The sequence below is a fragment of the Thermus sp. LT1-2-5 genome (genome assembly GCF_040363165.1).
Taxonomy (GTDB): domain Bacteria; phylum Deinococcota; class Deinococci; order Deinococcales; family Thermaceae; genus Thermus.
The window spans coordinates 110,291-132,095 of the sequence record NZ_BSRG01000001.1 but is presented as its reverse complement, the minus strand read 5'-3'; the positions used below and the strand labels follow the sequence as shown (position 1 = coordinate 132,095).

Genomic DNA, 21,805 nt, shown 5'->3' with positions numbered 1-21,805 from the left:
CCCCCCACATGGGGGGCGGGGCGGAGAGGGGGTTATTCCAGGACCTCGATGCCGGGGAGGGTGCCCTTCTCCAAGAACTCCAGGCTCGCCCCACCCCCGGTGGACACGTGGCTGAAGCGCTCCTTGAGCCCCAGGCGGTTTACCGCCGCCACGGAGTCCCCACCGCCCACCACGGTGAAGGCGCCCTCGAGGGCGGCAATGGCCCGGCCCACGCTCAAGGTCCCCTGGTCAAAGGGCGGCACCTCAAAGACCCCCATGGGCCCGTTCCAAAACACCGTCTTCGCCCCATTTAGCGCCTCGGCGAAGGCGGCTTGGGTCTTGGGGCCGATGTCTAGGCCCATGTAGGGCACGGGGATGGCGTCTGCGGGATACACCCGGGTCGCCACCCCAGGGGCTATGCTCTCCGCCGCCACCACGTCCAAGGGCAGGTGGACCTTCACGCCCAGGCTTTCCGCCCGGGCCAGGAGGTCCCGGGCCAGGTCCAGCCGGTCCTCCTCCACCAGGCTCTTCCCCACCTCGCCCCCCAAAGCCTTGAGGAAGGTAAAGGCCATGGCCCCCCCGATGAGCAGGCGGTCGATGCGGGGCAGGAGGCTTTCGATCACCCCGATCTTGTCGGATACCTTGGCCCCGCCCAGGACCACGGCGTAGGGGCGCTCGGGGTCTTGCAGGAGGCGGGAAAGCGCCCGCACCTCCTTCTCCATGAGAAAGCCGGCGTAGGCGGGCAGAAGCCGCGCCACCCCCACCACGCTGGCGTGGGCCCGGTGGGCGCTCCCAAAGGCGTCCAGAACGAAGGCATCCCCCAGCCTAGCGTAGCGGGCGGCAAGCTCGGGGTCGTTCTTCTCCTCCCCCGGCTCAAAGCGGACGTTTTCCAATACCGCCACCTCCCCCGGCCCCAAGGCCCGCACCGCCTGGAAGGCCTCCTCGGAACCGGGGCTATGGGGAAGGAAGCGCACCCCGGGAAGGTAACGGGCCAGGGCCTCGGCCACGGGGGCCAGGGAATGCTTGGGGTCAGGCCCCTTGGGCCGGCCCAGGTGGGAGAGGAGGACCAAGGAAGCCCCCCCTTCCAGGAGGTGGCGCAGGGTGGGGAGGCTTTCTTGGATGCGGGTTTCGTCCTGGACCACCCCGTCTTGGATGGGGACGTTGTAGTCCACCCGCACCAACACCCGCTTCCCCCTGGGGTCCAGCTCGCGCAGGGTGCGCATCTAAACCCCCTTCTTCAGGACAAGCTCCACCAGATCCGCCACCCGGTTGGCGTAGCCCCACTCGTTGTCGTACCAGGCGAAGACCTTCACCAGGTTGCCCAGGGCCTTGGTGAGCTTGCCGTCCACGATGGAGGAGTGGGGGTCCATGACGATGTCCTGGAGGACGATCTCGTCCTCGGTGTAGGCCAGGATCCCCTTAAGGGAACCTTCCGCCGCCGCCTTGAGGGCAGCGTTCACCTCCTCCGCCGTCACCTCCCGCTTGAGGAGAGCGGTGATGTCAGAGATGCTCCCCGTGGCGGTGGGCACCCGGAGGGCGGTGCCGTCAAAGCGCCCCTTGAGGGAAGGGAGGACCAAGGCCGTGGCCTTGGCCGCCCCGGTGGTGGTGGGGATGATGTTGATGGCGGCGGCCCGGGCCCGCCTGAGGTCCTTGTGGGGCAGGTCCAGGACCCTCTGGTCGTTGGTGTAGGAGTGGACCGTGGTCATGAGGGCCTTCTCCACCCCGAAGGCCTCCTCCAGCACCTTCATCACCGGGGCCAAGGAGTTGGTGGTGCAGGAGGCGTTGGAGAGGATGTGATGCCGGGCGGGATCGTAGGCCTCGTGGTTCACCCCCATGACGATGGTGAGGTCCTCCCCCTTGGCGGGGGCAGTGATGATCACCTTCTTGGCCCCGGCCTCGAGGTGGGCCTTGGCCTTGTCCGCATCGGTGAAGACCCCGGTGGACTCCACCACCACCTCCACCCCCACCTCCTTCCAGGGGATCTCCTTGGGGTCCTTGACGGCGGTGGCGCGGATGGCCTTGCCACCCACGTAAAGGTTTTCCTCGTCGTAGGCCACCTCGCCGGGGAAGCGGCGATAGATGGAGTCGTACTTCAACAGGTGCGCCAGGGTGCGGTTGTCCGTGAGGTCGTTGACCAGGGCCACCTCCACGCCCCGGGTATAGAGGATGCGGAAGACCTGACGCCCGATGCGGCCGAACCCGTTAATGCCTACCTTCATGGTTCACCTCCTATATGGAAACCCTTCCACCCTTGCCACCCCAAGGCAAAGGGCTTGGGAGGCCAAGGCAAAGAAGGCACGGCTCCAGTATACCCCTGGATCCGTAAGGACCCTGACCCACACAGGTAAGACCCTTGACATGTAAACCTTTCATAGCATAGGTTGGTTGACGAGCGAGGAGGTACCTATGAAGACTGAAGCTCTGGCGTACACCCCTTTGGCTAAGACCCTGTGGCCCAGGCGCACCCTGGCCCGCGACCTAAGCCTCATCCTGGCGGGAAGCCTCTTCGTGGCCCTCACCGCCCAGGTGGCCATCCCCCTCCCCTTCACCCCGGTGCCCCTCACCCTCCAGACCCTGGGCATCCTCCTGGTGGGGGCGGCCCTGGGGAGCCGGCTCGGCTTCCTGGCCCTCTTGGCCTACCTCCTGGAAGGGGCCATGGGCCTTCCCGTCTTCGCCGGGGGCACGGGGGGGGTGGCCAAAATCCTGGGGCCCACGGGGGGGTTCCTCCTGGCCTTCCCCTTGGCGGCGGGACTTGTGGGGTTTTTGGTGGAGCGGTTCGGCCTGGACCGCAGTTTCCTCGGTACCCTCCTCGCCATGCTCCTGGGGAACGCCCTCCTCTACCTGGTGGGGCTTCCTTGGCTTGGGGCCTGGCTTATGGGGGTGGACAAGTTCACGGGGGTAGGGGGGCTCTTGGCCATGGGGCTTTTCCCCTTCATCCCCGGGGACCTAGTGAAAGCGGTGCTGGCGGCCTTGCTCCTGCCCACGGCCTGGCGCTTCCTGGGCCGGCGGTAGATGCGCCTCGCCCTGGCCCACCTGGCTAAGCGGGATAGCCCGAAGGAACTCCTAAAGGTCCTCCGCCCCCTGGCCCAAGAGGCGCGGGCCGAGGGGGCGGGGCTTCTCCTCCTTCCCGAGCTCATCCTGGGCAAGCGGGCGGCGCCGGACCTGACCCAGGCCCTGGAGGCACTGGCGGGGGAAGCGGGCCTCAGGGTGGCGGCGGGCCTTCTTCACCAAGGGCAGAACCGCCTCCAGGTCTTCCCCCAAGGCCCCGCCTACGCCAAGGTCCACCTCTACCGGACGCCGGGGGAGGAGGGGGACGAGGGGCTCCGCCCAGGGGAAGGTCCCGTGCCCCTCCTCCACGAGGGCCGCACCTTCGGCCTTGCCCTCTGCTACGACCTGGACTTCCCCGAGCTCTTCCGCACCTACGCCCTCCTGGGGGCCCAAGGCTTCCTGGTGGGCGCCGCCTGGCCGGGGGCCTACGCCGAGCTCATGGAGGTCCTGGCCCGGGCCCGGGCGGCGGAGAACCAGGCCTACCTCTTCCTGGCCAGCCGGGCGGACACGGGAAGCCCCAGCCTCTTCCTAGGGCCAGACGGGCGGGTGCTGGGCCGGAGGGAGGAGGAGGGCCTCCTCCTGGCCGAACCGGACTGGAGCTTCCTCGAGGCCTACCGGGCCCGCTATCCCCTCCTCCACCATCGGCGAGAGGAAGCCTACCGCCTGCCCTCAGGCACCACCCTAAGCCCCCGCAGGAAGAGGTTCCGGTCCTCAGGGGGCAGGTAGAGGTCATCGGCGAAGACCAGGGCCGTCATGGCCTGGCCCGAAACCTTCACCTGGAGGGTACGCCGGCCCAACACTTCCCCCTCCCAGAGCACCCGTTCCCCCTCCACCACCAGGGTGTGGGGCCCTTTACCCCGGGCGGGGGTGCCCTCGAGGTCCAGGACCAAGGTGGCGGGGCGGCACACGGGAAGCTCCACCGCCCCCGTGGTCCACAGTTCCGCCCGCTCCGGCAAGGGGCCCGCCCGGCAGGGCGCCAGGGGCACGCCCCCAGGGCGGAAGGCCCGGGGCAAGGCGCTAACCGCCAGGAGGAACGCCGTCAGAAGCCCCACCCCTCCCAAAACCCACGCCCACCTCACCGCACCACCTCCCGCTCCAACAGGTAAACCGGCCGTTGCGCCAGGCGCCCTGGGGCGAAGAGGAGGACCCGCAAGCGGTAGGTCCCGGGCTCCAAATCCTCGGGAAGGCGGAAGGCGATGGACTGGCCCCCATCCCATTCCCACCCCACCCGGCGGCACCCCTTGGCGCAAAGCCACACCTGGGCCCTATACCCTTCCCCCGCCTCGAACCGCACCACCCCACCCTCCCGGCCCAAGGCGGCGTAGAGGAGGCGGGGCGCTGGCGGTAAGGGCGCTAAGGCCAGGTAGAAAAAGGGCAAGGCCCATAGCAGGGTAACCCCCCCAGCCAGGCCCAAGGCGGCGGGTCCCGGCGCACGGCGGGAAAGGGCGATGCCCCCCGCCAGGAAGAAGATTTCCCCACGGAAGGGGCTTGGCACGCTAAAGGGGTTGTCCACCATCCCCATGGCCACGTAGGCCAGGAGAAGGGAAAAGAGAAGCCCCTCCCCCCAGGCGGCGGCGAGGAAGCCCCCCACCAAAAGGACAAGCCCCAAGGCTCCCCCCACCCCGCTTTCCCCCAGGGCGTGGAGGAGGTGGTTGTGGGCGAAGGTCCATAGACCCCCCAAGGGGGCCAAGGCCTCGGGGCAACGGAGGCCCTTGGCCTCGAGGAGGGGAAAGAGGAAGCAATCGCCAAAAAGCACCCCCTTGAGGTAATCCCCCAAGAGGTACGGCCCCACCCCGGTCCAGGGGTGGGCGGCGTACACCTCGTAGGCCCTAAACCATAGGCCCTCCCGCCCGGAAAGGTGCCCCTGGAAAAACCGCTCCGTCACCGGGGTGTCCAAGAAAGCCGCGGCGAAGAAGAGGAGCCCCGCAAGCCCCAAGGCCCAAAGCCCCCGGCCCCGGAAGAGAAGCCCCCCCGCCCCCCCAAGGAGGAGGCCCAGCATCCCCCCCCGGCTTCCCGAAAGCAGGAGAACAGCCCCTCCCAAAAGCCCCAGAAGGAGGCGAAAGGGCCAAGGATAGCGCACGTAAAGGGCCAGGAACACCCCCACCGTTCCCATGAGCCCAAGCCCCACGGGGCTATGAAAAGGGTGCATGAGGCGCACCTCCACCGCCTTGTCCCCGTAGGCCCAGTAGGTGGCGGCGAAGGCGGTGAGGTAGAGGAAAAGGAGACCCACCCCCAAGGGAGCCAAGGCCCGGCCGGAAAAACGCCTTCCCAACGCCACCCCCGCCCCCACGAGCCCAAGCGCGTAAAGGAGGCGGAAAAGGGCCAAGGGAAGGGCTAGGGGCTCGGGGGCAAAGAGGGCGGGAAGGAGAAGGGACAAAGCGTAGGCCAAAAGGAGCCAAAGGGCAACCCGGGGTAGGAAGCGAAGCTCTAGCAGGAAAAGGGGAGCTAGCCAGGCCAGGAAGGGAACAAGGGGCGCAAGGGCTAAGCCGAAGGGCAGGAAGCGCACGGCCTAAACTCTACCAAAACCCCCGGCTAACGTGGCGCTAAGGGAAATGGGATAAAGTGCTCCCCATGAGAGGACTTCTTATCCCCCTTTTTCTCGGCCTCGCCCTGGCAGCCCGCTTCGCCACCTTTAGCGTGGAGCCAGCAGGACCCCAGCGGGTGAACCTAGAAACGGGCGTCACCACCCTTCCCCAGGGGGGCATCCTGGTGGACAACGAAAACGGCCTCCGCCTCAAGGGGAGCTACATCGAGTACAAAGAGGGGAGCTTCGTACGGGCCAAGGGGGTGGAGCTCCTTTCCGGCAAAGAAACCTTCCAAGCCCAAAGCATGGAACACGACATCCCCAAGCAGGAAGCTCGCTTCCAAGGCCTGGTCTTCGCCAACGCCGACTTCAAGGGCCTCCGGGCGGAAAGGGCCCTCGCCCTCTTCGCCGAGGACGTGGTGGTCCTGAAGGGTAAGGTCCAGGCGGATAGCCCCAAACTCCAGGCGGAAACCCTGGTGGTGGACCTCAAAGGGCGGGAAGCCTTGGCCTTGGGAAGCTTCACCTACCAGGAGGGTAAAGCCACCCTCAGGGGACAGGGGGCCTCCGCCCGGCTCCACCTCCGCTTTCAAGGAGGAAAGGTCCTAGCCTCTACCAAGGTGCCCGAGGGCGCTTTGCGCCTGGTTGCCTTCGCCAGCCGCCTCCCATGACCCTTTACCGCTACGTCCTGAGGGAAAGCCTTCCCGTCCTCCTCCTGGCCCTGGCCTTTCTCACCGCTGTGTACCTTTTCGGGTTCTTCTACGCCGGAGCCCGGTGGCTGGAAGGGGTGCCCCTTGTAAAGGTCCTTCGCTGGCTCTCCTACCACGTGCCCGGGGTTTTGGTCCAGGTTTTTCCCATCGCCACCGTGGTAACCACGGTTCTGGTTTTTGGCCGGCTCTCGGCGGAAGGGGCCCAGTTTGCCCTCCTTTCGGGGGGCATTCCCCTCCACCGGGCCGCCCTGCCCCTCCTGGTGGTGGGGGGGGTGCTCTCGGGCGTGGCCCTTTACCTGCAGGAGTACGTGGTGCCCCACTCCAACGAGCGGGTGCGGGTGGCCTGGTGGGACGAGATCCACACCCAAGGGGCGGGGCTTCACCGGCTCGTGGGGCTCCAGATCCCCATCGGCAAGGGGAAAAGCCTCTACTTCGAGGGCTTTGACTGGCAGACCAAGGAGATGCTCCAGGTGAGGATCAGCGCCTTCCAGGGGGAAGAAGGTACCTTCCTCTTCGCCGAGCGGGGCCGGTGGGAGGGCAAGGTCATCACCCTAGAAAACTACCGCTACTACCGGGTGGACTTTAAGGCGGTGCCGGGCCTGGAAGGAGCGAAGGACCTCCTGGGCCAGGTGCGCCGCGTCTTCCAGGTGGTAAGCCAAGGGCCCCTTTTGGAGGTGGAGTCCGACCTTTCCCGGGCCCGGGCCATCGCCGATTACGCCGACACCTTTAGCTTTGGCCAGGACAGCCTTTCCGAAGCCTGGAAGAAGGCGCGGGACCCCTTCTTGGCCCCCGTGGAGCGCTGGCGCGCCCGGCTGGAGTTCCACTCCAAGCTGGCCTTGCCCCTCGCCAACCTGGTCCTGGTCCTCCTGGCCGCGGCCATGGCCCTGCGCTACGGGAGGAGCACGGGGCTCGCCCTGGGGATGAGCGTGGTCCTGGCCCTGGCCTACTACGGGGCCTTTTTCCTCGGGCGCTCCCTGGCGGGGATCGGGGCTTTGCCCCCCGAGTTTGGGGCTTGGGGGGCTAACCTCCTCTTCCTCGCCTTGGGGGCACGGGCCCTACGCTAGACTTGGGGCATGGTCCCTTTTAGTCCGGCACGGCAAGGAAAAGGAGGGCGCGCCGGGTGAGGGCGCTTAGGCTCGGCCTCGTGGCCTATCCGGGCCTGGGGGGAAGCGGCATCGTGGCCACGGAGCTGGCCCACCGCCTGGCCCGGATGGGCCACCGGGTCTACCTCTTCGCCACGGAGCGCCCCTTCCGCCTGCCCAAGGAAAGCCCCGTGGCCTTCGTCCCCGTGGACCTCCCCTTCTACCCCGTCTTCCCCGGGCCCCTCTACACCCTGTCCCTGGCCGGGACCTTGGAGCGGGAGGCCAAGCGGTTGGAGCTGGACCTTGTGCACACCCACTACGCCATCCCCCACGCCGCCGCAAGCCTCCTGGCCTTCGGCGAGGGCTTTCCCGTGGTCCACACCCTCCACGGCACGGACGTGTCCGTCTTGGGCATGGACCCCGCCTTCCACGGCCCCACCAAGCGGGCCCTCCGGGCGGCCAAGGCCACCACCGCCGTGAGCCAGGCCTTGGCCCGGGAGACGGAAAAGGCCTTTGGCGTGAGGCCCACGGTGATCCACAACGCCGTGGACCCCGAGCGCTTTTACCCGCGCCCGGAACGCAAGAGGCTTTACGCCGAGGAGGGGGAGTGGCTTTTGGTGCACGCCTCCAACTTCCGGCCCATCAAGCGGGTGCCGGACATCGTGCGGGCCTTCGCCAAGGTGCGCCCTAAGGCCAAGGCCCGCCTCCTCCTCCTGGGAAAGGGCCCGGAGGAGGCGGAGGCCAGGCGGGTGGCGCGGGAGCTGGGGGTGGAGCCCTGGGTCACCTTCCACCCCCCCACGCCCCACCCCGAGGAGGTCCTAGGGGCGGCGGACCTCTTCCTCCTGGCCTCGGAGGAGGAGTCCTTCGGGCAGGCGGCCCTCGAGGCCCTGGCCTCCGGGGTGCCCGTGGTGGCCACGGCGGTGGGCGGGGTGCCGGAGCTGGTCCGGCCGGAGGTGGGCAGGCTGGTGGAGCTTGGGGACCTCGAGGGCTTCGCCGGGGCTATCCTGGAGCTTTTGGCCCACCCCGAGCTCCAAAGGATGCGGCAAAGGGCCCGGGAGTACGCCCAGGAACGCTTTCATCCCGAGCGCATCACCCGGCAGTACCTGGAAGTGTACGAGAAGGCCCTCCAGGGCTAGCCCCTTAGGCGTGGGCCACCAGCTCCTTCTTGCCCCGCTTGGGCTTGGCCTCCTTGGCGCGGGCCTCCAGGGCCTTCAACCCCCCCACCAAAGCCAGGTCCAGGACTTGGTCCAGGTGCTCCACGAAGCGGAAGGTCATGTTCTGGCGCAAGGGGGCGGGGATGTCGGCAAGGTCCGCCTGGTTGGGCTTGGGCAGGATCACCTCGCGGATCCCGGCCCGCCTGGCCCCCAGGACCTTCTCCTTCACCCCGCCGATGGGCAGGACCCGCCCGGTGAGGGTGATCTCCCCGGTCATGGCGATATCGTGGCGCACGGGCACCTCCGTGAGGGCGGAAACCAAGGCGCTCACGATGGCCACCCCGGCGGAAGGCCCCTCCTTGGGGATGGCCCCAGCGGGGACGTGGATGTGGATGTCCGATTTCTCGAAGCGCTCCAGGGGGATGCCGAAGCGGAGGGCGTTTTTCTTGGCGTAGGAAAGCGCCGCCCGGGCCGACTCCTTCATCACGTCCCCCAGTTGCCCGGTGAGGATCAGGTTGCCCTTGCCGGGCATGACGGAAACCTCCACGAACATGATGTCCCCGCCCACGGGGGTGTAGTACATGCCCGTGGCCACGCCCACCTGGGGGTGGCGGGCCTCGGTCTCGGGGAGGAAGCGGGGCGGGCCCAGGTACTTCTCCAGGTCCTTCTCCGTGATGCGCACCCGCTTCTTGCCCTCCTCCAGGATCTGCCGGGCCGCCTTGCGCAACAGGGCCCCGATCTCCCGCTCCAGCTGCCTAACCCCCGCTTCCCGCGTGTAGTGGGTGATGAGGCGCATGAGGGCCGCCTCGGTTACCACCACCTGCCCCTCGGCCAGGCCCGTTTCCCGAAGCTGCCGGGGCAGGAGGTAGCGCTTGGCGATCTCCAGCTTCTCCTGCTCGATGTAGCTGGTGAACTCGATGGCCTCCATGCGGTCCCACAGGGGGGCGGGGATGTTCTGGGGGAAGTTGGCGGTGCAGATGAACATCACCTCGCTGAGGTCGAAGGGCACCCCCAGGTAGTGGTCCACGAACTCCTTGTTCTGGGCGGGGTCCAAGACCTCCAGAAGGGCGGCGGCAGGGTCCCCTTGGTAGGAGATGCCAAGCTTGTCCACCTCGTCCAGGAGGAAGACGGGGTTCTTGGTGCCCGCCTGCCGCAGGCCCTGGATGATGCGCCCGGGCATGGCCCCGATGTAGGTGCGGCGATGGCCCCTGATGTCCGACTCGTCCCGCACGCCCCCCAAGGAGATGCGCACGTACTTGCGGCCCAGGGCTTCGGCGATGCTCTTGGCGATGGAGGTCTTCCCCACTCCTGGGGGCCCCACGAAGAGGAGGATGGGGCCCTTGTTCACCTCCTCCTCGGGGATTTCGCCCCTTTTGGCCCTTTCCGCCTTAAGCTTGCGCACCGCCAAGAACTCCAGAACGCGGTCCTTGACCTTCTCTAGGCCGTAGTGGTCCCGCTCCAGGATCTCCTTGGCCCGCTTGAGGTCCAGGTTGTCCTCCGTGCGCTTGTTCCAGGGAAGGTTGACGATCCAGTCCAGGTAGGTGCGGATGACGCTGGCCTCGGCGGAGTCGGGGTGCATGCGGGCGAAGCGGTTGAGCTCCCGCTCCACCTCCTGACGCACCACGGGGGGCAGGTCGAGCTCCTCCACCTTCTTGCGGAACTCCTCCACTTCCTGCTCTCCTTCCTCCCCGTGGAGCTCCCGCTGAATGGCCTTCATCTGCTCCCGGAGGAAGTACTCCCGCTGGTTGCGGTCAATCTCCTCCTTGACCTGCTGCTGGATGCGCTTTTGCGTTTCGATGAGGTCCAGCTCCGCCTGCAAGAGGACCAAAACCCGCTTGAGCCGTTCGGCCACGTCCGCCGTTTCCAGGACCTTCTGCTTGTCCTCCAGGCGGAAGTCCATGTGGAAGGCGATGTAGTCGGCAAGCTGGGAAGGGTCTTCCAGGTTGAGGACGAACTGGACCACCTCCGGCGGCAGGTACCGCCCCTCCTTGAGGAGGGCCTGGAACTTGTCCTTCACCTCCCGGACCAAGGCCTTCACCAGGGTGGGGTCCCCGGGCTCGTCCGCCAGGACCACCCCCTTGGCCTCGAGGTGGTCCCCCAGGTCCAGCCACTCCGTCACCCGTACCCGGGCGAAGGCCTGCACCAGGACCTGGACGGAACCATCCGGGTTCTTGCGCATCTTCAGGATGTTGCAGGCGGTGCCCACCTCGTAGAGGTCGGAGGGCTTGGGGGCCTCCACCTCCTTGTCCTTTTGGCTCACGATGAGAAGCACCCGCTCCCGGGCCAGGGCCTCGTCGATGGCCCGGATGGAGATGGGCCGGCCCGCATCGATGGGCATGACCATGGTGGGGTAGATGACCGACCCCCGCACGGGGCAGACGGGCAAGGTTTCTGGCAGCATGGTTTCCCTCCTTTGGCTCGTTTCGTCCATAGTCTAAGCCTACCTATATCAAGTTTACTGCGAACCCCCGTTTAGCGCAAAGGGCCCCAAGGCACAAAGGCTTATGCTAAGGCGGTGGCGCGGCTTTGGGTGCTTCTCCTCCTCCTGGGCCTGGCCTTGGCCCAAAAGAGCGGGGGTGGGGTGGGGGGACGCCCCTACAGCCCAAGCCCCCCGCCCATGGCCCCCGGGCCCGCCCCCAGCTACCCGGTGCCCGTGCCCACCTATCCGGGCCCGGTGGTGGTCTACCCCGGGGGCGGGGGAAGCCTGGGCCTGGTACCGGTGGTGGTCTTCCTCGGCCTCGCCTTGGTGGCCTTCCTCATGGTGCGGGGGCTTAGGCAAGCGGGGGAAGGGAACGGGGCCAGCGTCGCCCGGTTGCGCCTCGCCCTCCTGCATCGGCCCCAGGTGCAGCAGGCCCTTAGGCGCCTGGCCCAGCAAGCGGACACCACCACCGCCAAGGGGCTTTCCGACCTCTTGGACGAGGCCGCCTTGCTCCTCCTAAGGGAGGAGCCCGCCTGGCGCTTCGCCCGCTACGAGGTGGAAACCGCCTCCGAGGAAGAGGCCCTGGCCCGGTTTGACGCCTGGCTGCTGGAGGAAAGGAGCAAGTACGAGGAAACCTTCCGCCACTTTGAGGGGAAGATGCGGGTGGCGGAGGCCTACCGGGCGAAGGCCGAGCCCGGGGGGCGCTACCTGGTGGTGAGCCTCATCCTAGCGGACCGCAGGCCCCTTAGCGCCAAGCACCCCTTGGGCCGGGAAGGGGTGAAGGAGGCCCTTTTGGCCTTGGCGGGGTCCACCCCCTTCACCCTCCTCGCCTTCTACCTCTCCTGGACCCCGGAGCGGGAAGAGGAAGCCCTCACCGAGGAGGAGCTTCTCCTCCTCTACCCCGATCTGGAGAAGGTGTGAAGGGGCGAAGGAACAAGGCGCCCATGGTGGCAGGGCTTGCCCCCGCGCAAGCATCCTTCCTCGCAGGCGCGCCGCCTTGGTCCTCCCAAGGGGGTGTGTCCGCCCCACCCAACCTCCCCCCGCTTACGGAACAGGGGCTACGCCAATAGAGTAGAGCCGTGGTACGGGTAGGCCGCAGGCACGTCACCTTCTACCCGCCGGAAGGGGCCAAGGCCCTCATCGGCGACTTCACCGACTGGGAACGAAACCCCATCCCCTTGGCGGGCCCCCTCACCCTGGAGTTCCCGGAAGGGGCGTACGTGGAATACGCCTTCTTGGACGGGGAAGGAAGGCCCTTCCCCGACCCCCATAACCCCGAGCGGGCGGATAACCCCTGGTGGACCTACCCCCGGGCCATAAGGCTTCCCGGCTTCCGCTACGAGGCGCCCCCCGAACCCAAGGAGGAGCCCCGGGTGGCCCGGCACCGCCTGGGGGAAAGGCGCTACTACGTGGCGGAAACGGGGCCTTCCCCTCGGGCCACGGTGGTGGCCCAGGACGGGGTGGCCTTCTACCGCACCGCTGGGCTCCACAAGGTGGCCCGCGCCCTCCTGGAGAGGGGGGAGATCCCCCCGGTGCGCCTGGTCTTCGTGGAACCCATCCGGCGCGAGGTGGAGTACCGCTTTTCCGAGGCCTATGAGGCGGAGTTCCACGCGGTTTTGGCCGAGGTGGAACGGGCGTATGGCCCCCTGGGGGAGGTGGTGCTGGTGGGGGCCTCCTTGGGGGGGCTTTTCTCCTTGTGGCAGGCCTGGCGCTATCCCGAGCGCTTCCCGAAGGTCCTCGCCCTCTCCCCCGCCCTCAAGGCCCACCCCGGGGGAATGGACGCCTACCGGGACGAGGAGTGGCTTTTGGCCCGCTTCGCCGAGGCGGAACGCGTTCCCCGGGTGTACCTGGAGGTGGGCCTGTTGGAGTGGCTCCTCGCCCCGAACCGCCGCTTCGCCGCCCTCCTCGCCGACAAAAGGACCCCCCACGCCTACCGGGAAAGGCCCTCGGGGCACAACTGGGTCACCTGGAAGCAGGCCCTGGCCCCGGGGCTTTCCTACCTCCTGGGGGAAGGATGAGCCTCGAGGCCCTCCTCGTCCTTGTCTCCGTGGCCGCCTTGGAGGCGCTCCTCTCCGGGGACAACGCCTTGGTCCTGGCGGTGATGGTGAAGCCCCTCCCGCCCCACCTACGACGGCGGGCCCTCTTTTACGGGATCCTCGGGGCCTACCTCCTCCGGGGCCTCGCCCTCCTCTTCGCCGTGTACCTCATCCAGCTCTGGTGGGTGGAGATCCTCGGGGGGCTCTACCTCCTTTACCTCATGCTCCGGCACTTCCAAAACCAGGAGGAGGCCAAACCCCTCCCCCAGGCCACCGCCCAGGCGTTTTGGCGGGTGGTCCTCCTCATCAACCTGGTGGACCTGGCCTTCGCCGTGGACTCCATCCTGGCGGTGGTGGCCTTCTCCAAGGAGCTTTTCCTCGTCTTCCTGGGGGTAGCCTTGGGCATCCTCTTCATCCGGCTCTTGGCCAGCAGCGTGGTGGCCCTCATGGAGCGCTTCCCCGGCCTGGAGAAGGTGGCCTACGCCCTGGTGGGCTGGGCGGGGGTGAAGCTGTTCTTGGAGGGGGAGTCCACCTTCGCCCACCTCCTGCACCGCCCCGAGCTGGCCTTCGAACTCCCCAAGGCCCTCTTCTGGGGAGGCACCCTCCTCATCCTCTTCCTGGGGAGCCTCCTCGCCTTCCGCCGCCATGCCTAGGGACTGGGACGCCTTCTATCGGGAAACCCAAGAAGACCGCCCCCCTGCCTTCGTGGTACGGGCCTACGGGCCCTTCGTGCCGGAGGGCCCCGTCTTGGACCTGGCGGGGGGCCTGGGGCGGAACGCCCGCTACTTCCTGATGCGGGGCCACCCCGTGGTCCTGGTGGAGCGAAGCCGGGTGGCCCTAGAGCGCCTAAAGGGCACCCCCGGCCTCACCCTGGTGGAACAGGACCTCGAGGCGGGCGCACCCCTCCCCTCAGGCCCCTTCGCCGGCATCGTTCTGGCCTACTACGTGAACCGGCCCCTCCTCCAATCCCTTGCCCCTCTCCTCCTCCCTGGAGGGCTCCTCCTGGTGGAGGGCTTCACCCAGAAGGAGGCGGAGCGGCGGGGCCGGGCGGGAAGCCCCTTTTACTGGCAACCTTACGAGCTCCTAACCTCTCCCCCAGGCCTGGTCCTAAGGGCCTACGGGGAGGGGTATCGGGCCTTTGCCGTTTACGTCAGGCCTTGAGGCCCTTCGCCACCAACTCGGCGATGTCCAATACCTCGGGGGGCCTTTCGTCCTGGGCCGTCTCCACGTTCATCATGGCCATGCAGAAGGGGCAGCCCGTGGCGATGACCTCGGCCCCCGTGGCCTTGAGTTCCTGGTAACGGTTTTGCGACACCCGCATGGCCCCGGGCTCCTCCTCCTTCCAGAACTGGGCCCCGCCCGCCCCGCAACAGAAGCTCTTCTCCCGGCTCCGGGGCGGCTCCACCAGGATTAGGCCCACCTCCTTCAGCACCTCCCGCGGGGCCTCGTAGACCCCGTTGTGGCGGCCCAGGTAGCAGGGGTCGTGGAAGACCACCTGGCGGGTTTCCTCGTTCACCCGAAGCCTCCCCGAGCGCAAGAGCTCGGCGATGAACTCCGAGTGGTGGACCACCCGGTAGTCCCCCCCGAAGTCCTTGTACTCATTCTGCAGGGTGTGGAAGCAGTGGGGGCAGGTGGTGACGATGGTCTTGGGGGCCACCTGGTTCAGGGTTTCCACGTTCTCCGTGGCCAGCTGGAAAAAGAGGTACTCGTTCCCCGCCCGCCGCGCCGCATCCCCGGTGCACTTCTCCTTCCGCCCCAAGACCGCCCAGTCCACCCCGCTGGCGTTCAGGATCGCCACCATGCTCCGGGCGATCTTCTGCGCCCTGGGATCGTAGCTGGGGGCGCACCCCACCCAGTAGAGGACCTCGGGGTGGGGCTTTTCCTCCACCGTGGGCACGCTAAGGCCCTCGGCCCAGTCCAGGCGCTTGTCCTGCCCGATGCCCCAGGGGTTGCCCGAGCGCTCCATACCCCGGAAGGCGTTGTTCAGCTCCTGGGGAAACTCCCCCTCCATGAGGACCTTAGCCCGGCGCACGTCCAGGATGTGGAGCATCTGCTCGTTGCCCACGGGGCAGACCTCCACGCAGGCCATGCAGGTGGTGCAGGCCCAAAGGGCCTCCTCGTTCAGGGCGAAGTCCATGAGGGGCCTGGGGCTTTCCCTGCCGGCGGCGAAGTCCTTCAGGATCTCGTTGAGCTCGTAGCGCTCGGAGATGAGGATGGCGGCGGGGCTTAGGGCCTTGCCCGTGGCGTAGGCGGGGCAGGCCTCCTGGCAGCGGTTGCACATGATGCAGGCGTAAGCGTCCAAAAGCCGCTTCCAGGAGAGGTCTTCCAGTTTTTCCGCCCCGAACTTCTCCTCTTCCTTTTCAAAGTCCAAGGGCAGGAGGGCCCCCGGTTTCTCCTTGCGGAAGGCCAGGTTGATGGGGGCCATGAGGAGGTGGATGTGCTTGGAGCGGGGGAAGTAGGGGAGGAAGAGGAGGATGGAGCCCAAGGCGCCCCACCAGAAGAAGTGCTCCATAAAGACAAGCGCGGCTGGGGATAGCCCCGCCAAAACCTGCGCCAGGGCGCTGGCCACGGGCTGGAAGGGGTCGGGGCCCTCCTGGGCCAAGCTGGACGCCTTGGAGAGGAGGCGGCTTCCCACGTGGAAGGTGATGAAGGCCCCCACGATGGCGGAGTCCTTGGGGATGCCCTGGCGCACCCTCTCGTGCAGGGGGACGTTGGGGTTCCAGGTGAAGTCCTTGGGAGCCACCACGTAACGCCGGAGCATGAGGCCGAGGATGCCCACCAGGATCAAGGCGGTGAGGAGGTCGGCGAGGAGGTTATAGGGGTTCCAGAGGCCCCCTTGGGTGTGAAGGGGAAAGTAGCCCTCCAAGAGGTCCACCAGGTTCACCAGGAGGTAGTAGACGAAGCCGTAGAAGACGAAGGCGTGGAGGAGGGACACCAGGGGCCTCCGCTTGAAGACGGTTTCCTGGGTTAGGACCACCCATATGGCCCTTCCCAGGCGTTCCGGCAGGCGGTCAAACCGGTCCTCAGGCCGCCCCCGCCGGATGGCCAGGTACACCCGGCGGAAACCGGTGTAGGCATAGTAAAGGCTTACCGCCGCCACCAGGAGGAAGAGGAGTTTTTCCGCTAGGGTCAACATGGAAGCGCCCTCCTTATACTCGGTAAAAGTTTACCCCATTCCCCGCCCATGGCAAGAGCGTACAATGGAGCCCCGTGGAAACCGTAGCCTTGGTGGTCCTGCTCCTCTTCGGGCTTTTGAACCTCTTCGTCTTCCACCGCTTCCAAAAACCCCTCTTGCCCCTGGTCTTGGTCCTCTTCCTGAGCCTTTTTGTCTTCTTCCTGGCCCCGGTCTTGGGCCTTCTCGTCTTCCTCTTGGGCCAGACCCTGGCCTTTTACGCCGCCGGGAAGAAGTGATAGCTGAGAAAAGCCACCAAGGCCCCCAGCAGGGCCCCCACCAGGACCTCGAGGTAGGTGTGGCCCAAAAGCTCCTTCAAGGGCTCGGGGGCGGGGCCTTTTTCCAACACCTTCTGGAGCTCCTGTACCAACTGGTTCAGGAGCTGGGCGTGGAGCCCGGCGGCGCGACGGATGCCGGTGGCGTCGTACATGACGATGAGGGCAAAGACGGCGGCCACGGCGAAAAGGGAGCTGCCAAACCCCTCCTCCAGGCCCACCGCCACCGCCAAGGCGCTCACCGTGGCGGAGTGGGAGCTGGGCATCCCCCCGGTTTCCAAAAAGCGCTCCCACTGGAAACGGCCCTCCAGCAGGTAGTAGAGGAAGAGCTTCAGGGTCTGGGCCAGGAAGTTGGCCAGGATGGCGGTCCAGAAAACCTGGTTATAGAGAAGCTCCATGCCGCCTCAGAAGGGCTGCCTTCAGGGTGTTGGCCATGAGCATGGCCACGGTCATGGGGCCCACCCCCCCGGGAACGGGGGTGAGGGCGGCGGCCACCTCCGCCACCTCGGGGTGGACGTCCCCGAGGAGCCTCCCCTCCACCCGGTTCACCCCCACGTCCACCACGATGGCCCCGGGGCGCACCCATTCCTTGCGCACCAGGTGGGCCTGGCCCACGGCCACCACCAGGATTTCCCCCCGGCGCGTCACCTCGGGGAGGCTTTCCGTCTTGGAGTGGGCCACGGTGACCGTGGCGTCCTCCCGCAGAAGAAGCCCGGCCAAGGGCTTCCCCACGATGTTGGAGCGGCCTAGGACCACCACCTCCTTGCCCTTTAGCCCCACCCCGTAGTGCCGGAGGAGGCGGAGGATGCCCAGGGGGGTGCAGGGGAAAAGCCCTTCCCCCCCACTCCATAGCCGCCCCACGTTCATCGGGTGGAAGCCGTCCACGTCCTTCAAGGGGTGGATAGCCTCGAGGACCCGTTCGGTGCGGATATGGCGGGGCAGGGGGAGCTGGACCAGGATCCCGTCCACCTCCTCGTCGGCGTTGAGCTCGGCGATGCGGGCCAGGAGGGCCTCCTCCGGGAAGTCCTCGGGGTAGACCTCCACCTGGCTCTGAAACCCAAGCTCCCGGGCCCGCTTGTCCTTGAGCCGCACGTAGGACACCGAGGCCGGGTCCTCCCCCAAGCGGATCACCCGCAAGGAGGGGACGAAGGAAAGGGTAGCGAGCTTCTTTCGGAGCTCGGCGTAGACCGCCTCTGCCACCTCGTGGCCGGAAAGCGTACGGGCCAGGGTCATCCTACGCCTCCTTGGCTACGGTCTTGAGCTCCCCCTCCTGGATCCGCCGGTACAGGCGGCCCAGCACCCCGTTGACGAAGGCCCCGGAGTGCTCCCCTCCGTAGCGGTTGGCGATCTTCACCGCCACCTCGATGAGGGGGGCGAAGGGGGTGGGCTCGTACAGCATCTCGTAGGTGGCCAGGCGGAGCACGGTGAGGTCGGTCTTGGACATCTGCGCAAAGTCCCAACCCTCCACCGTTTCCCCAAGGACCCGGTCCACCTCCTCCTGGTGGGCCTTGTACCCCTCTAGGAGCCGCTTGGCGAAGGCAATCCCCTCCTCGTCCAGGGCGTCGCCGTAAGGGTCGTCCTCCCCACCCATCTCCTCCAGGGCGTGGCGGAAGGCCTCCTCCAGGTCCACGCCCCCTTGGGTGTGGGCGAAGAGGGCGCGCATGGCCAGCTCCCGCGCCCGCCTAAGCATGGACCTCCTTGCGGTACTCCACCTGGGCCACGGTGAGGTTCACCGCCTTCACCGCTTCCCCGGTGGCCAGGAAAAGGGCCTCAGCCACCGCTTTTTGCACGGACTGGGCCAGCTCGGGGATGGCCAGGCCGTAGTCCACGGAAAGGACCAGGTCCACCACAAGCCCCTCCGGGGTCCTTTCCACCCTCACCGGCTTGGCGCGCCGGAAGACCTCCCCCAAGGAGCGGGGAGCGGCCTCCCAGGGCCGCACCCCCTCCAGGCCCTCCAAGGCGTGGAGGACCAGGGCCTCGAGGGCATGGTCGCTGATCTCGTACTCCACCATCACACGCCCAGTCTACATCTCCATGCGCCGGGCCACGAAGTTGGTGTAGACCGCCCCGCGGCGGAAGAAGGCGTTTTGCAGCACCTTTTGGTGGAAGGGGATGGTGGTCTTGAGGCCAGGGCCCTCGATGACCGTCTCGGAAAGGGCCCGTTCCATGCGGCGGATGGCCTCCTCCCGGGTGGGAGCCCAAGCGATGATCTTGGCGATGAGGCTGTCGTAATGGGGCGGGATCTGGTAGCCGGCGTAGAGGTGGCTGTCCACCCGGATGCCAGGCCCCCCGGGAAAGAGGAGGGTTTCCACCTTGCCGATGGAGGGCCTAAAGCCCCTCTCCGGGTCCTCGGCGTTCACCCGCACCTCGATGGCGTGCCCGCGGACCTCGATCTCCTCCTGCTTAAGCCAAAGCTTCTCCCCCTGGGCGATGCGGAACTGGGCCTGGACCAGGTCTATCCCCGTGATCATCTCCGTGACGGGGTGCTCCACCTGGATGCGGGTGTTCATCTCGATGAAGTAGAAGTTCCCCTCCTTGTCCACCAAGAACTCTAGGGTACCCGCGGACACGTAGCCCACGTGGGCCGCCAGGCGCACCGCCGCCTCGGCGATGGCCTTGCGGGTCTCGTAGGGCAGGATGCTTGGGGCCTCCTCCAGGAGCTTCTGGTGGCGGCGCTGGATGGAGCAGTCCCGCTCCCAAAGGTGGACCACCCGCTCCCCGTCCCCCAGGACCTGGATCTCGATGTGCTTGGGCTCCTCAATGTACTTCTCCAGGTAGACCGCTGGGTTGCCGAAGGCGGCCCGGGCCTCCTCCTGGGCCTGCTGCACCGCCCGCTCCAGCTCCTCCTCCGTGTGCACCACCCGCATCCCCCGGCCGCCCCCCCCGGCGGAGGCTTTAAGGATCACGGGGTAGCCGATCTCCAGGGCCGCCCGCTTGGCCTCCTCCACGCTCCCCACCTCGTCGGTACCGGGCACCGTGGGCACCCCCGCCTCCCGGGCCACCTTGCGGGCCGTGGCCTTGTCTCCCAGGGCCCGCATGTTCTCCGGGGTGGGGCCGATGAAGGTGATGCCGTGCTCCCGGCACATCTCGGCGAAGGTGGCGTTTTCCGCCAGAAAGCCGTAGCCCGGGTGGATGGCGTCTGCCCCGGTCACGATGGCGGCGGAGAGGAGGTTGGGGATGTTCAAATAGCTCTGGCCCGAGGGGGGCGGGCCAATGCAGATGGCCTCGTCCGCCAGGAGAACGGGCAGGCTCTTCTCGTCCGCGGTGGAATGGGCCACCACCGTCTTGATGCCGAGCTCCTTGGCGGCCCGGATGATCCTTAAGGCGATCTCGCCCCGGTTGGCGATGAGGACCTTTTTCATACCGGCTGGATGAGGAAGAGGGGTTGGCCGTACTCCACGGGCTCCCCGTTTTGCACCAGGATCTTCCTCACGATCCCGGAAACCTCAGACTCGATCTCGTTCATGAGCTTCATGGCCTCGATGATGCAGAGGACCTGGCCCTTCTCCACCCGGTCCCCTTCCTTCACGTAAGGCGGGGCGTCGGGGGCCGGGGCCCGGTAGAAGGTGCCCACGATGGGGGCGCGGACCTCCACGCACCCGGCGCATTCGTCCTCCTTGGGAGGCGCCGTAAGCGCTTCCGCCGGGGCGGAGGCGGGAGGCGGGGGAGGTGCGGCAACCTCTGCCTGGGGTACGGGGGCCAAGGCTGGGGCCGGCGCTGGGGCCGGCACCGCCACCACCTGTACCTCCCCCCCGCGCCGCACGGTGAGCTTGTAATCGGGGGTTTCCAGGGTGAGCTCGCTCACCCCGTGTTCCACCAAAGCCTGCAGGATCTGCTTGAGCTCCTTGGGCGTCATAGAAGCACCTCGTGGCATAAAGCTTACCCTAATGCCCGCTTAGACCGGGTCAAAGCGTGGGGGCCCGGGTACCCGGGCCCCCCTCCCTCCCTTCCCTCAGGCCCGGCCCACGTACTCGCCTGTGCGCGTATCCACCTTGATCACCTCCCCCGGCTCTACAAACAGGGGCACCTGCACCACCGCCCCGGTTTCCAAGGTGGCGGGCTTAGACCCTCCGGAAACCGTGTCCCCCCGCACCCCAGGAGGCGTGTCCACCACCTTGAGCTCCACCACCGTGGGCGGGGTGATCTTCAGGGGGCGACCCTCGTACATGTCCCCTAGGACGGTCATGCCTTCTTTGAGGAAGCGGGCCGCCTCCACCCGATCCTTAGGCACGTGGAACTGCTCGTAGGTTTCTAGGTCCATGAAGACGAGCTCGTCCCCCTCGGGGTAGAGGTACTGGAGCTCGCGGGTTTCCACGTAGATGTCTTCCAGCTTCTCCCCCGAGTTGAAGGTGCGCTCGATGGTGGCACCGGTTTCCAGGTTCTTGAACTTGGCGATCACCTTGGCCCCGCCACGGCCAATCTTCTGGTGCTGGTACTCCACGCACTCGAAGAGGCCACCCTCCATCTTCACCTTGGTTCCGGGTCGCAGGTCGGTCACGCTGATCATCTTTCCTCCTCTAGTTCCAACACCTGGGGCTTAAGCCCTAAGAGGTCAATATACCGGAGGTAGTCGGTCTCGGTGAGCTCCCGCCCAGCCAGGGCCACCAGAAGGGCCTCCATGACGTTGGTGCCAAAACTCCGGCCGTTCATGCGGGGAGTGGTGGTGATGAGGCGCTTCACGCCCCGCGCCCTTAGGAACTCCAGGTCCTCGAGGGTAGTGGTGTTGGTGAGCACCGTCTTCCCCCGCATGTCCTCGGGCATGTGGCGGCGGATGTAGTGCCAGTCCCCGGCCACCAGGTCAGCCCAGCGGTAGTAGCGGCTTCGCCAGTCCACCCTCCGCCCCTCCTGTTCCTTTCCCATGGGGTAAAGGAGGTGGAAGGGAAGCTGGGTGAGGAGGGGAAGGAGGAGGTAAGCAAGCTTTTGCAAAAAGGAAAGGCTATAGAGGGGAATGGGTAGGCCCAGGGCGAAGATGAAGTCGCCGTAGAGGACCTTAGCCCCCGCCTCCCAAAGGGCCTCCGCCAGCCCGAAGCGGTCCACGGCGGAGGGGAGGAGTACTTTGGTATGTTCCCAGTCTATTAGGGGGGCGAGCTCCCGCACCGCCCGTCGCTCCAGGGTGTGCTTGAGCCCCGAGCCGTCCACCACCGGCGTCTTTCGCGCCGCCTCCTTGAGGCGCTTGGCGTCCTTGATGACGTAGCGCCTGCCCCCGGCCACCAAATAGAGGTCAATCCCCCCGAGGCCGATGGCGTCCACCTGGCCGTCCAGTTCCCGGATCAGGGCCACAGCCTTCTCCAAGTCCCCGTCCGTCCCCCGCCTCTCCAGGACCACCTTCTCCCCCAGAAGCTCCACCTCCGCCACGGAGTCGCGGCGGCTCGAGCCCAGGGAAACGGATACCACGCGCTTGGCCACGGG

At 67.1% G+C, this 21,805-nt stretch carries 24 protein-coding genes; 10 read left to right on the top strand and 14 right to left on the bottom strand.

Annotated features, from left to right (window positions below; all coding sequences use genetic code 11):
• Positions 1 to 32 precede the first annotated feature (32 nt).
• Both ABXG85_RS00685 and gap read right to left on the bottom strand, forming a co-directional pair.
• The gene (locus tag ABXG85_RS00685) at positions 33 to 1,202 is read right to left on the bottom strand and encodes a phosphoglycerate kinase (RefSeq protein WP_353511813.1); all 1,170 of its coding nucleotides are present in this window, start codon (positions 1,200 to 1,202) and stop codon (positions 33 to 35) included.
• The gene (gene gap / locus ABXG85_RS00680) at positions 1,203 to 2,198 is read right to left on the bottom strand and encodes a type I glyceraldehyde-3-phosphate dehydrogenase (RefSeq protein ID WP_353511812.1); all 996 of its coding nucleotides are present in this window, start codon (positions 2,196 to 2,198) and stop codon (positions 1,203 to 1,205) included.
• Between the two features lie 187 nt (positions 2,199 to 2,385).
• Between gap and ABXG85_RS00675 the strand changes: the two genes are divergently transcribed.
• Positions 2,386 to 2,991 (top strand): biotin transporter BioY, encoded by a 606-nt coding sequence (locus ABXG85_RS00675; protein WP_353511811.1) that lies wholly within the window; start codon positions 2,386 to 2,388, stop codon positions 2,989 to 2,991.
• On the top strand, positions 2,992 to 3,753 hold the full coding sequence (locus tag ABXG85_RS00670; RefSeq protein ID WP_353511810.1) for a carbon-nitrogen hydrolase family protein: 762 nt from the start codon (positions 2,992 to 2,994) through the stop codon (positions 3,751 to 3,753).
• Here the strand turns inward: ABXG85_RS00670 and ABXG85_RS00665 are convergent.
• On the bottom strand, positions 3,684 to 4,106 hold the full coding sequence (locus ABXG85_RS00665) for a hypothetical protein (RefSeq protein ID WP_353511809.1): 423 nt from the start codon (positions 4,104 to 4,106) through the stop codon (positions 3,684 to 3,686). The two genes, ABXG85_RS00670 and ABXG85_RS00665, sit on opposite strands and share 70 nt — an antisense overlap.
• Complete coding sequence (locus ABXG85_RS00660; RefSeq protein ID WP_353511808.1) at positions 4,103 to 5,533, bottom strand: polymerase; 1,431 nt, start codon at positions 5,531 to 5,533, stop codon at positions 4,103 to 4,105. The genes ABXG85_RS00665 and ABXG85_RS00660 overlap by 4 nt, the downstream gene beginning before the upstream one ends.
• Positions 5,534 to 5,598: 65 nt before the next feature.
• Here ABXG85_RS00660 and ABXG85_RS00655 point away from each other — a divergent pair, with 65 nt between their 5' ends.
• Genes ABXG85_RS00655 through bshA form a run of 3 tightly spaced genes read left to right on the top strand, consistent with a single transcriptional unit; the run spans position 5,599 to position 8,476 of the window.
• Positions 5,599 to 6,219 (top strand): hypothetical protein, encoded by a 621-nt coding sequence (locus tag ABXG85_RS00655; RefSeq protein ID WP_353511807.1) that lies wholly within the window; start codon positions 5,599 to 5,601, stop codon positions 6,217 to 6,219.
• A complete protein-coding gene (locus tag ABXG85_RS00650; protein ID WP_353511806.1) occupies positions 6,216 to 7,322 on the top strand; it encodes an LptF/LptG family permease in 1,107 nt (368 codons plus the stop codon). Before ABXG85_RS00655 ends, ABXG85_RS00650 begins: the two co-directional genes overlap by 4 nt.
• Before the next feature lie 56 nt (positions 7,323 to 7,378).
• Positions 7,379 to 8,476: an N-acetyl-alpha-D-glucosaminyl L-malate synthase BshA gene (bshA, locus tag ABXG85_RS00645; RefSeq protein WP_353511805.1), complete on the top strand. Its 1,098-nt coding sequence runs from the start codon at positions 7,379 to 7,381 to the stop codon at positions 8,474 to 8,476.
• Between the two features lie 4 nt (positions 8,477 to 8,480).
• Here bshA and lon read toward each other — a convergent pair whose 3' ends face one another.
• Positions 8,481 to 10,895, bottom strand: a complete 2,415-nt coding sequence (lon, locus tag ABXG85_RS00640) for an endopeptidase La (protein ID WP_353511804.1) — start codon at positions 10,893 to 10,895, stop codon at positions 8,481 to 8,483.
• 114 nt (positions 10,896 to 11,009) lie between these two features.
• Between lon and ABXG85_RS00635 the strand changes: the two genes are divergently transcribed.
• The 4 genes from ABXG85_RS00635 (at position 11,010) to ABXG85_RS00620 (ending at position 14,110) form a co-directional block, all read left to right on the top strand.
• On the top strand, positions 11,010 to 11,834 hold the full coding sequence (locus ABXG85_RS00635) for a DUF1517 domain-containing protein (RefSeq protein WP_353511803.1): 825 nt from the start codon (positions 11,010 to 11,012) through the stop codon (positions 11,832 to 11,834).
• A 158-nt stretch (positions 11,835 to 11,992) separates the two neighbouring features.
• Entirely contained in the window at positions 11,993 to 12,931 is a 939-nt protein-coding gene (locus ABXG85_RS00630; RefSeq protein WP_353511802.1) for an alpha/beta hydrolase-fold protein, read from the top strand.
• Positions 12,928 to 13,602, top strand: a complete 675-nt coding sequence (locus ABXG85_RS00625) for a TerC family protein (protein ID WP_353511801.1) — start codon at positions 12,928 to 12,930, stop codon at positions 13,600 to 13,602. The genes ABXG85_RS00630 and ABXG85_RS00625 overlap by 4 nt, the downstream gene beginning before the upstream one ends.
• A complete protein-coding gene (locus ABXG85_RS00620; RefSeq protein ID WP_353511800.1) occupies positions 13,595 to 14,110 on the top strand; it encodes a class I SAM-dependent methyltransferase in 516 nt (171 codons plus the stop codon). Before ABXG85_RS00625 ends, ABXG85_RS00620 begins: the two co-directional genes overlap by 8 nt.
• Here the strand turns inward: ABXG85_RS00620 and ABXG85_RS00615 are convergent.
• Entirely contained in the window at positions 14,100 to 16,085 is a 1,986-nt protein-coding gene (locus tag ABXG85_RS00615; protein ID WP_353511799.1) for a (Fe-S)-binding protein, read from the bottom strand. The genes ABXG85_RS00620 and ABXG85_RS00615 overlap by 11 nt on opposite strands.
• 74 nt (positions 16,086 to 16,159) lie before the next feature.
• Between ABXG85_RS00615 and ABXG85_RS00610 the strand changes: the two genes are divergently transcribed.
• Entirely contained in the window at positions 16,160 to 16,360 is a 201-nt protein-coding gene (locus ABXG85_RS00610; RefSeq protein WP_353511798.1) for a hypothetical protein, read from the top strand.
• On the opposite strand, the gene ABXG85_RS00605 is transcribed toward ABXG85_RS00610, so the two are convergent.
• From ABXG85_RS00605 to ABXG85_RS00570, 8 genes are all read right to left on the bottom strand, one after another.
• Positions 16,339 to 16,794: a divergent PAP2 family protein gene (locus ABXG85_RS00605; RefSeq protein ID WP_353511797.1), complete on the bottom strand. Its 456-nt coding sequence runs from the start codon at positions 16,792 to 16,794 to the stop codon at positions 16,339 to 16,341. The two genes, ABXG85_RS00610 and ABXG85_RS00605, sit on opposite strands and share 22 nt — an antisense overlap.
• Entirely contained in the window at positions 16,778 to 17,629 is an 852-nt protein-coding gene (locus tag ABXG85_RS00600; protein ID WP_353511796.1) for a tetrahydrofolate dehydrogenase/cyclohydrolase catalytic domain-containing protein, read from the bottom strand. The genes ABXG85_RS00605 and ABXG85_RS00600 overlap by 17 nt, the downstream gene beginning before the upstream one ends.
• A gap of 1 nt (position 17,630) precedes the next feature.
• On the bottom strand, positions 17,631 to 18,086 hold the full coding sequence (gene nusB, locus ABXG85_RS00595; RefSeq protein WP_353511795.1) for a transcription antitermination factor NusB: 456 nt from the start codon (positions 18,084 to 18,086) through the stop codon (positions 17,631 to 17,633).
• A complete protein-coding gene (locus tag ABXG85_RS00590) occupies positions 18,079 to 18,408 on the bottom strand; it encodes an Asp23/Gls24 family envelope stress response protein (protein ID WP_353512058.1) in 330 nt (109 codons plus the stop codon). The genes nusB and ABXG85_RS00590 overlap by 8 nt, the downstream gene beginning before the upstream one ends.
• A gap of 12 nt (positions 18,409 to 18,420) precedes the next feature.
• A complete protein-coding gene (gene accC / locus ABXG85_RS00585; protein ID WP_353511794.1) occupies positions 18,421 to 19,758 on the bottom strand; it encodes an acetyl-CoA carboxylase biotin carboxylase subunit in 1,338 nt (445 codons plus the stop codon).
• A complete protein-coding gene (gene accB, locus ABXG85_RS00580; RefSeq protein ID WP_353511793.1) occupies positions 19,755 to 20,252 on the bottom strand; it encodes an acetyl-CoA carboxylase biotin carboxyl carrier protein in 498 nt (165 codons plus the stop codon). The genes accC and accB overlap by 4 nt, the downstream gene beginning before the upstream one ends.
• Before the next feature lie 96 nt (positions 20,253 to 20,348).
• Complete coding sequence (gene efp, locus ABXG85_RS00575) at positions 20,349 to 20,903, bottom strand: elongation factor P (RefSeq protein WP_353511792.1); 555 nt, start codon at positions 20,901 to 20,903, stop codon at positions 20,349 to 20,351.
• Positions 20,900 to 21,802 carry a quinate 5-dehydrogenase gene (locus ABXG85_RS00570; protein WP_353511791.1) on the bottom strand — a complete coding sequence of 301 codons (903 nt, stop codon included), beginning with the start codon at positions 21,800 to 21,802 and terminating at the stop codon, positions 20,900 to 20,902. Before ABXG85_RS00570 ends, efp begins: the two co-directional genes overlap by 4 nt.
• Between the last annotated feature and the right edge of the window lie 3 nt (positions 21,803 to 21,805).

Bases quoted from the DNA above. Each gene is read 5' to 3' on its own strand.
- ABXG85_RS00600 (WP_353511796.1), bottom strand. From the start codon at position 17,629: ATGACCCTGGCCCGTACGCTTTCCGGCCACGAGGTGGCAGAGGCGGTC.
- ABXG85_RS00675 (WP_353511811.1), top strand. From the start codon at position 2,386: ATGAAGACTGAAGCTCTGGCGTACACCCCTTTGGCTAAGACCCTGTGG.
- ABXG85_RS00685 (WP_353511813.1), bottom strand. From the start codon at position 1,202: ATGCGCACCCTGCGCGAGCTGGACCCCAGGGGGAAGCGGGTGTTGGTG.
- ABXG85_RS00615 (WP_353511799.1), bottom strand. From the start codon at position 16,085: ATGTTGACCCTAGCGGAAAAACTCCTCTTCCTCCTGGTGGCGGCGGTA.
- ABXG85_RS00650 (WP_353511806.1), top strand. From the start codon at position 6,216: ATGACCCTTTACCGCTACGTCCTGAGGGAAAGCCTTCCCGTCCTCCTC.
- ABXG85_RS00625 (WP_353511801.1), top strand. From the start codon at position 12,928: ATGAGCCTCGAGGCCCTCCTCGTCCTTGTCTCCGTGGCCGCCTTGGAG.
- nusB (WP_353511795.1), bottom strand. From the start codon at position 18,086: ATGCTTAGGCGGGCGCGGGAGCTGGCCATGCGCGCCCTCTTCGCCCAC.
- ABXG85_RS00655 (WP_353511807.1), top strand. From the start codon at position 5,599: ATGAGAGGACTTCTTATCCCCCTTTTTCTCGGCCTCGCCCTGGCAGCC.
- efp (WP_353511792.1), bottom strand. From the start codon at position 20,903: ATGATCAGCGTGACCGACCTGCGACCCGGAACCAAGGTGAAGATGGAG.
- accB (WP_353511793.1), bottom strand. From the start codon at position 20,252: ATGACGCCCAAGGAGCTCAAGCAGATCCTGCAGGCTTTGGTGGAACAC.
- accC (WP_353511794.1), bottom strand. From the start codon at position 19,758: ATGAAAAAGGTCCTCATCGCCAACCGGGGCGAGATCGCCTTAAGGATC.
- lon (WP_353511804.1), bottom strand. From the start codon at position 10,895: ATGCTGCCAGAAACCTTGCCCGTCTGCCCCGTGCGGGGGTCGGTCATC.
- ABXG85_RS00605 (WP_353511797.1), bottom strand. From the start codon at position 16,794: ATGGAGCTTCTCTATAACCAGGTTTTCTGGACCGCCATCCTGGCCAAC.
- ABXG85_RS00590 (WP_353512058.1), bottom strand. From the start codon at position 18,408: ATGGTGGAGTACGAGATCAGCGACCATGCCCTCGAGGCCCTGGTCCTC.
- ABXG85_RS00670 (WP_353511810.1), top strand. From the start codon at position 2,992: ATGCGCCTCGCCCTGGCCCACCTGGCTAAGCGGGATAGCCCGAAGGAA.
- gap (WP_353511812.1), bottom strand. From the start codon at position 2,198: ATGAAGGTAGGCATTAACGGGTTCGGCCGCATCGGGCGTCAGGTCTTC.
- ABXG85_RS00620 (WP_353511800.1), top strand. From the start codon at position 13,595: ATGCCTAGGGACTGGGACGCCTTCTATCGGGAAACCCAAGAAGACCGC.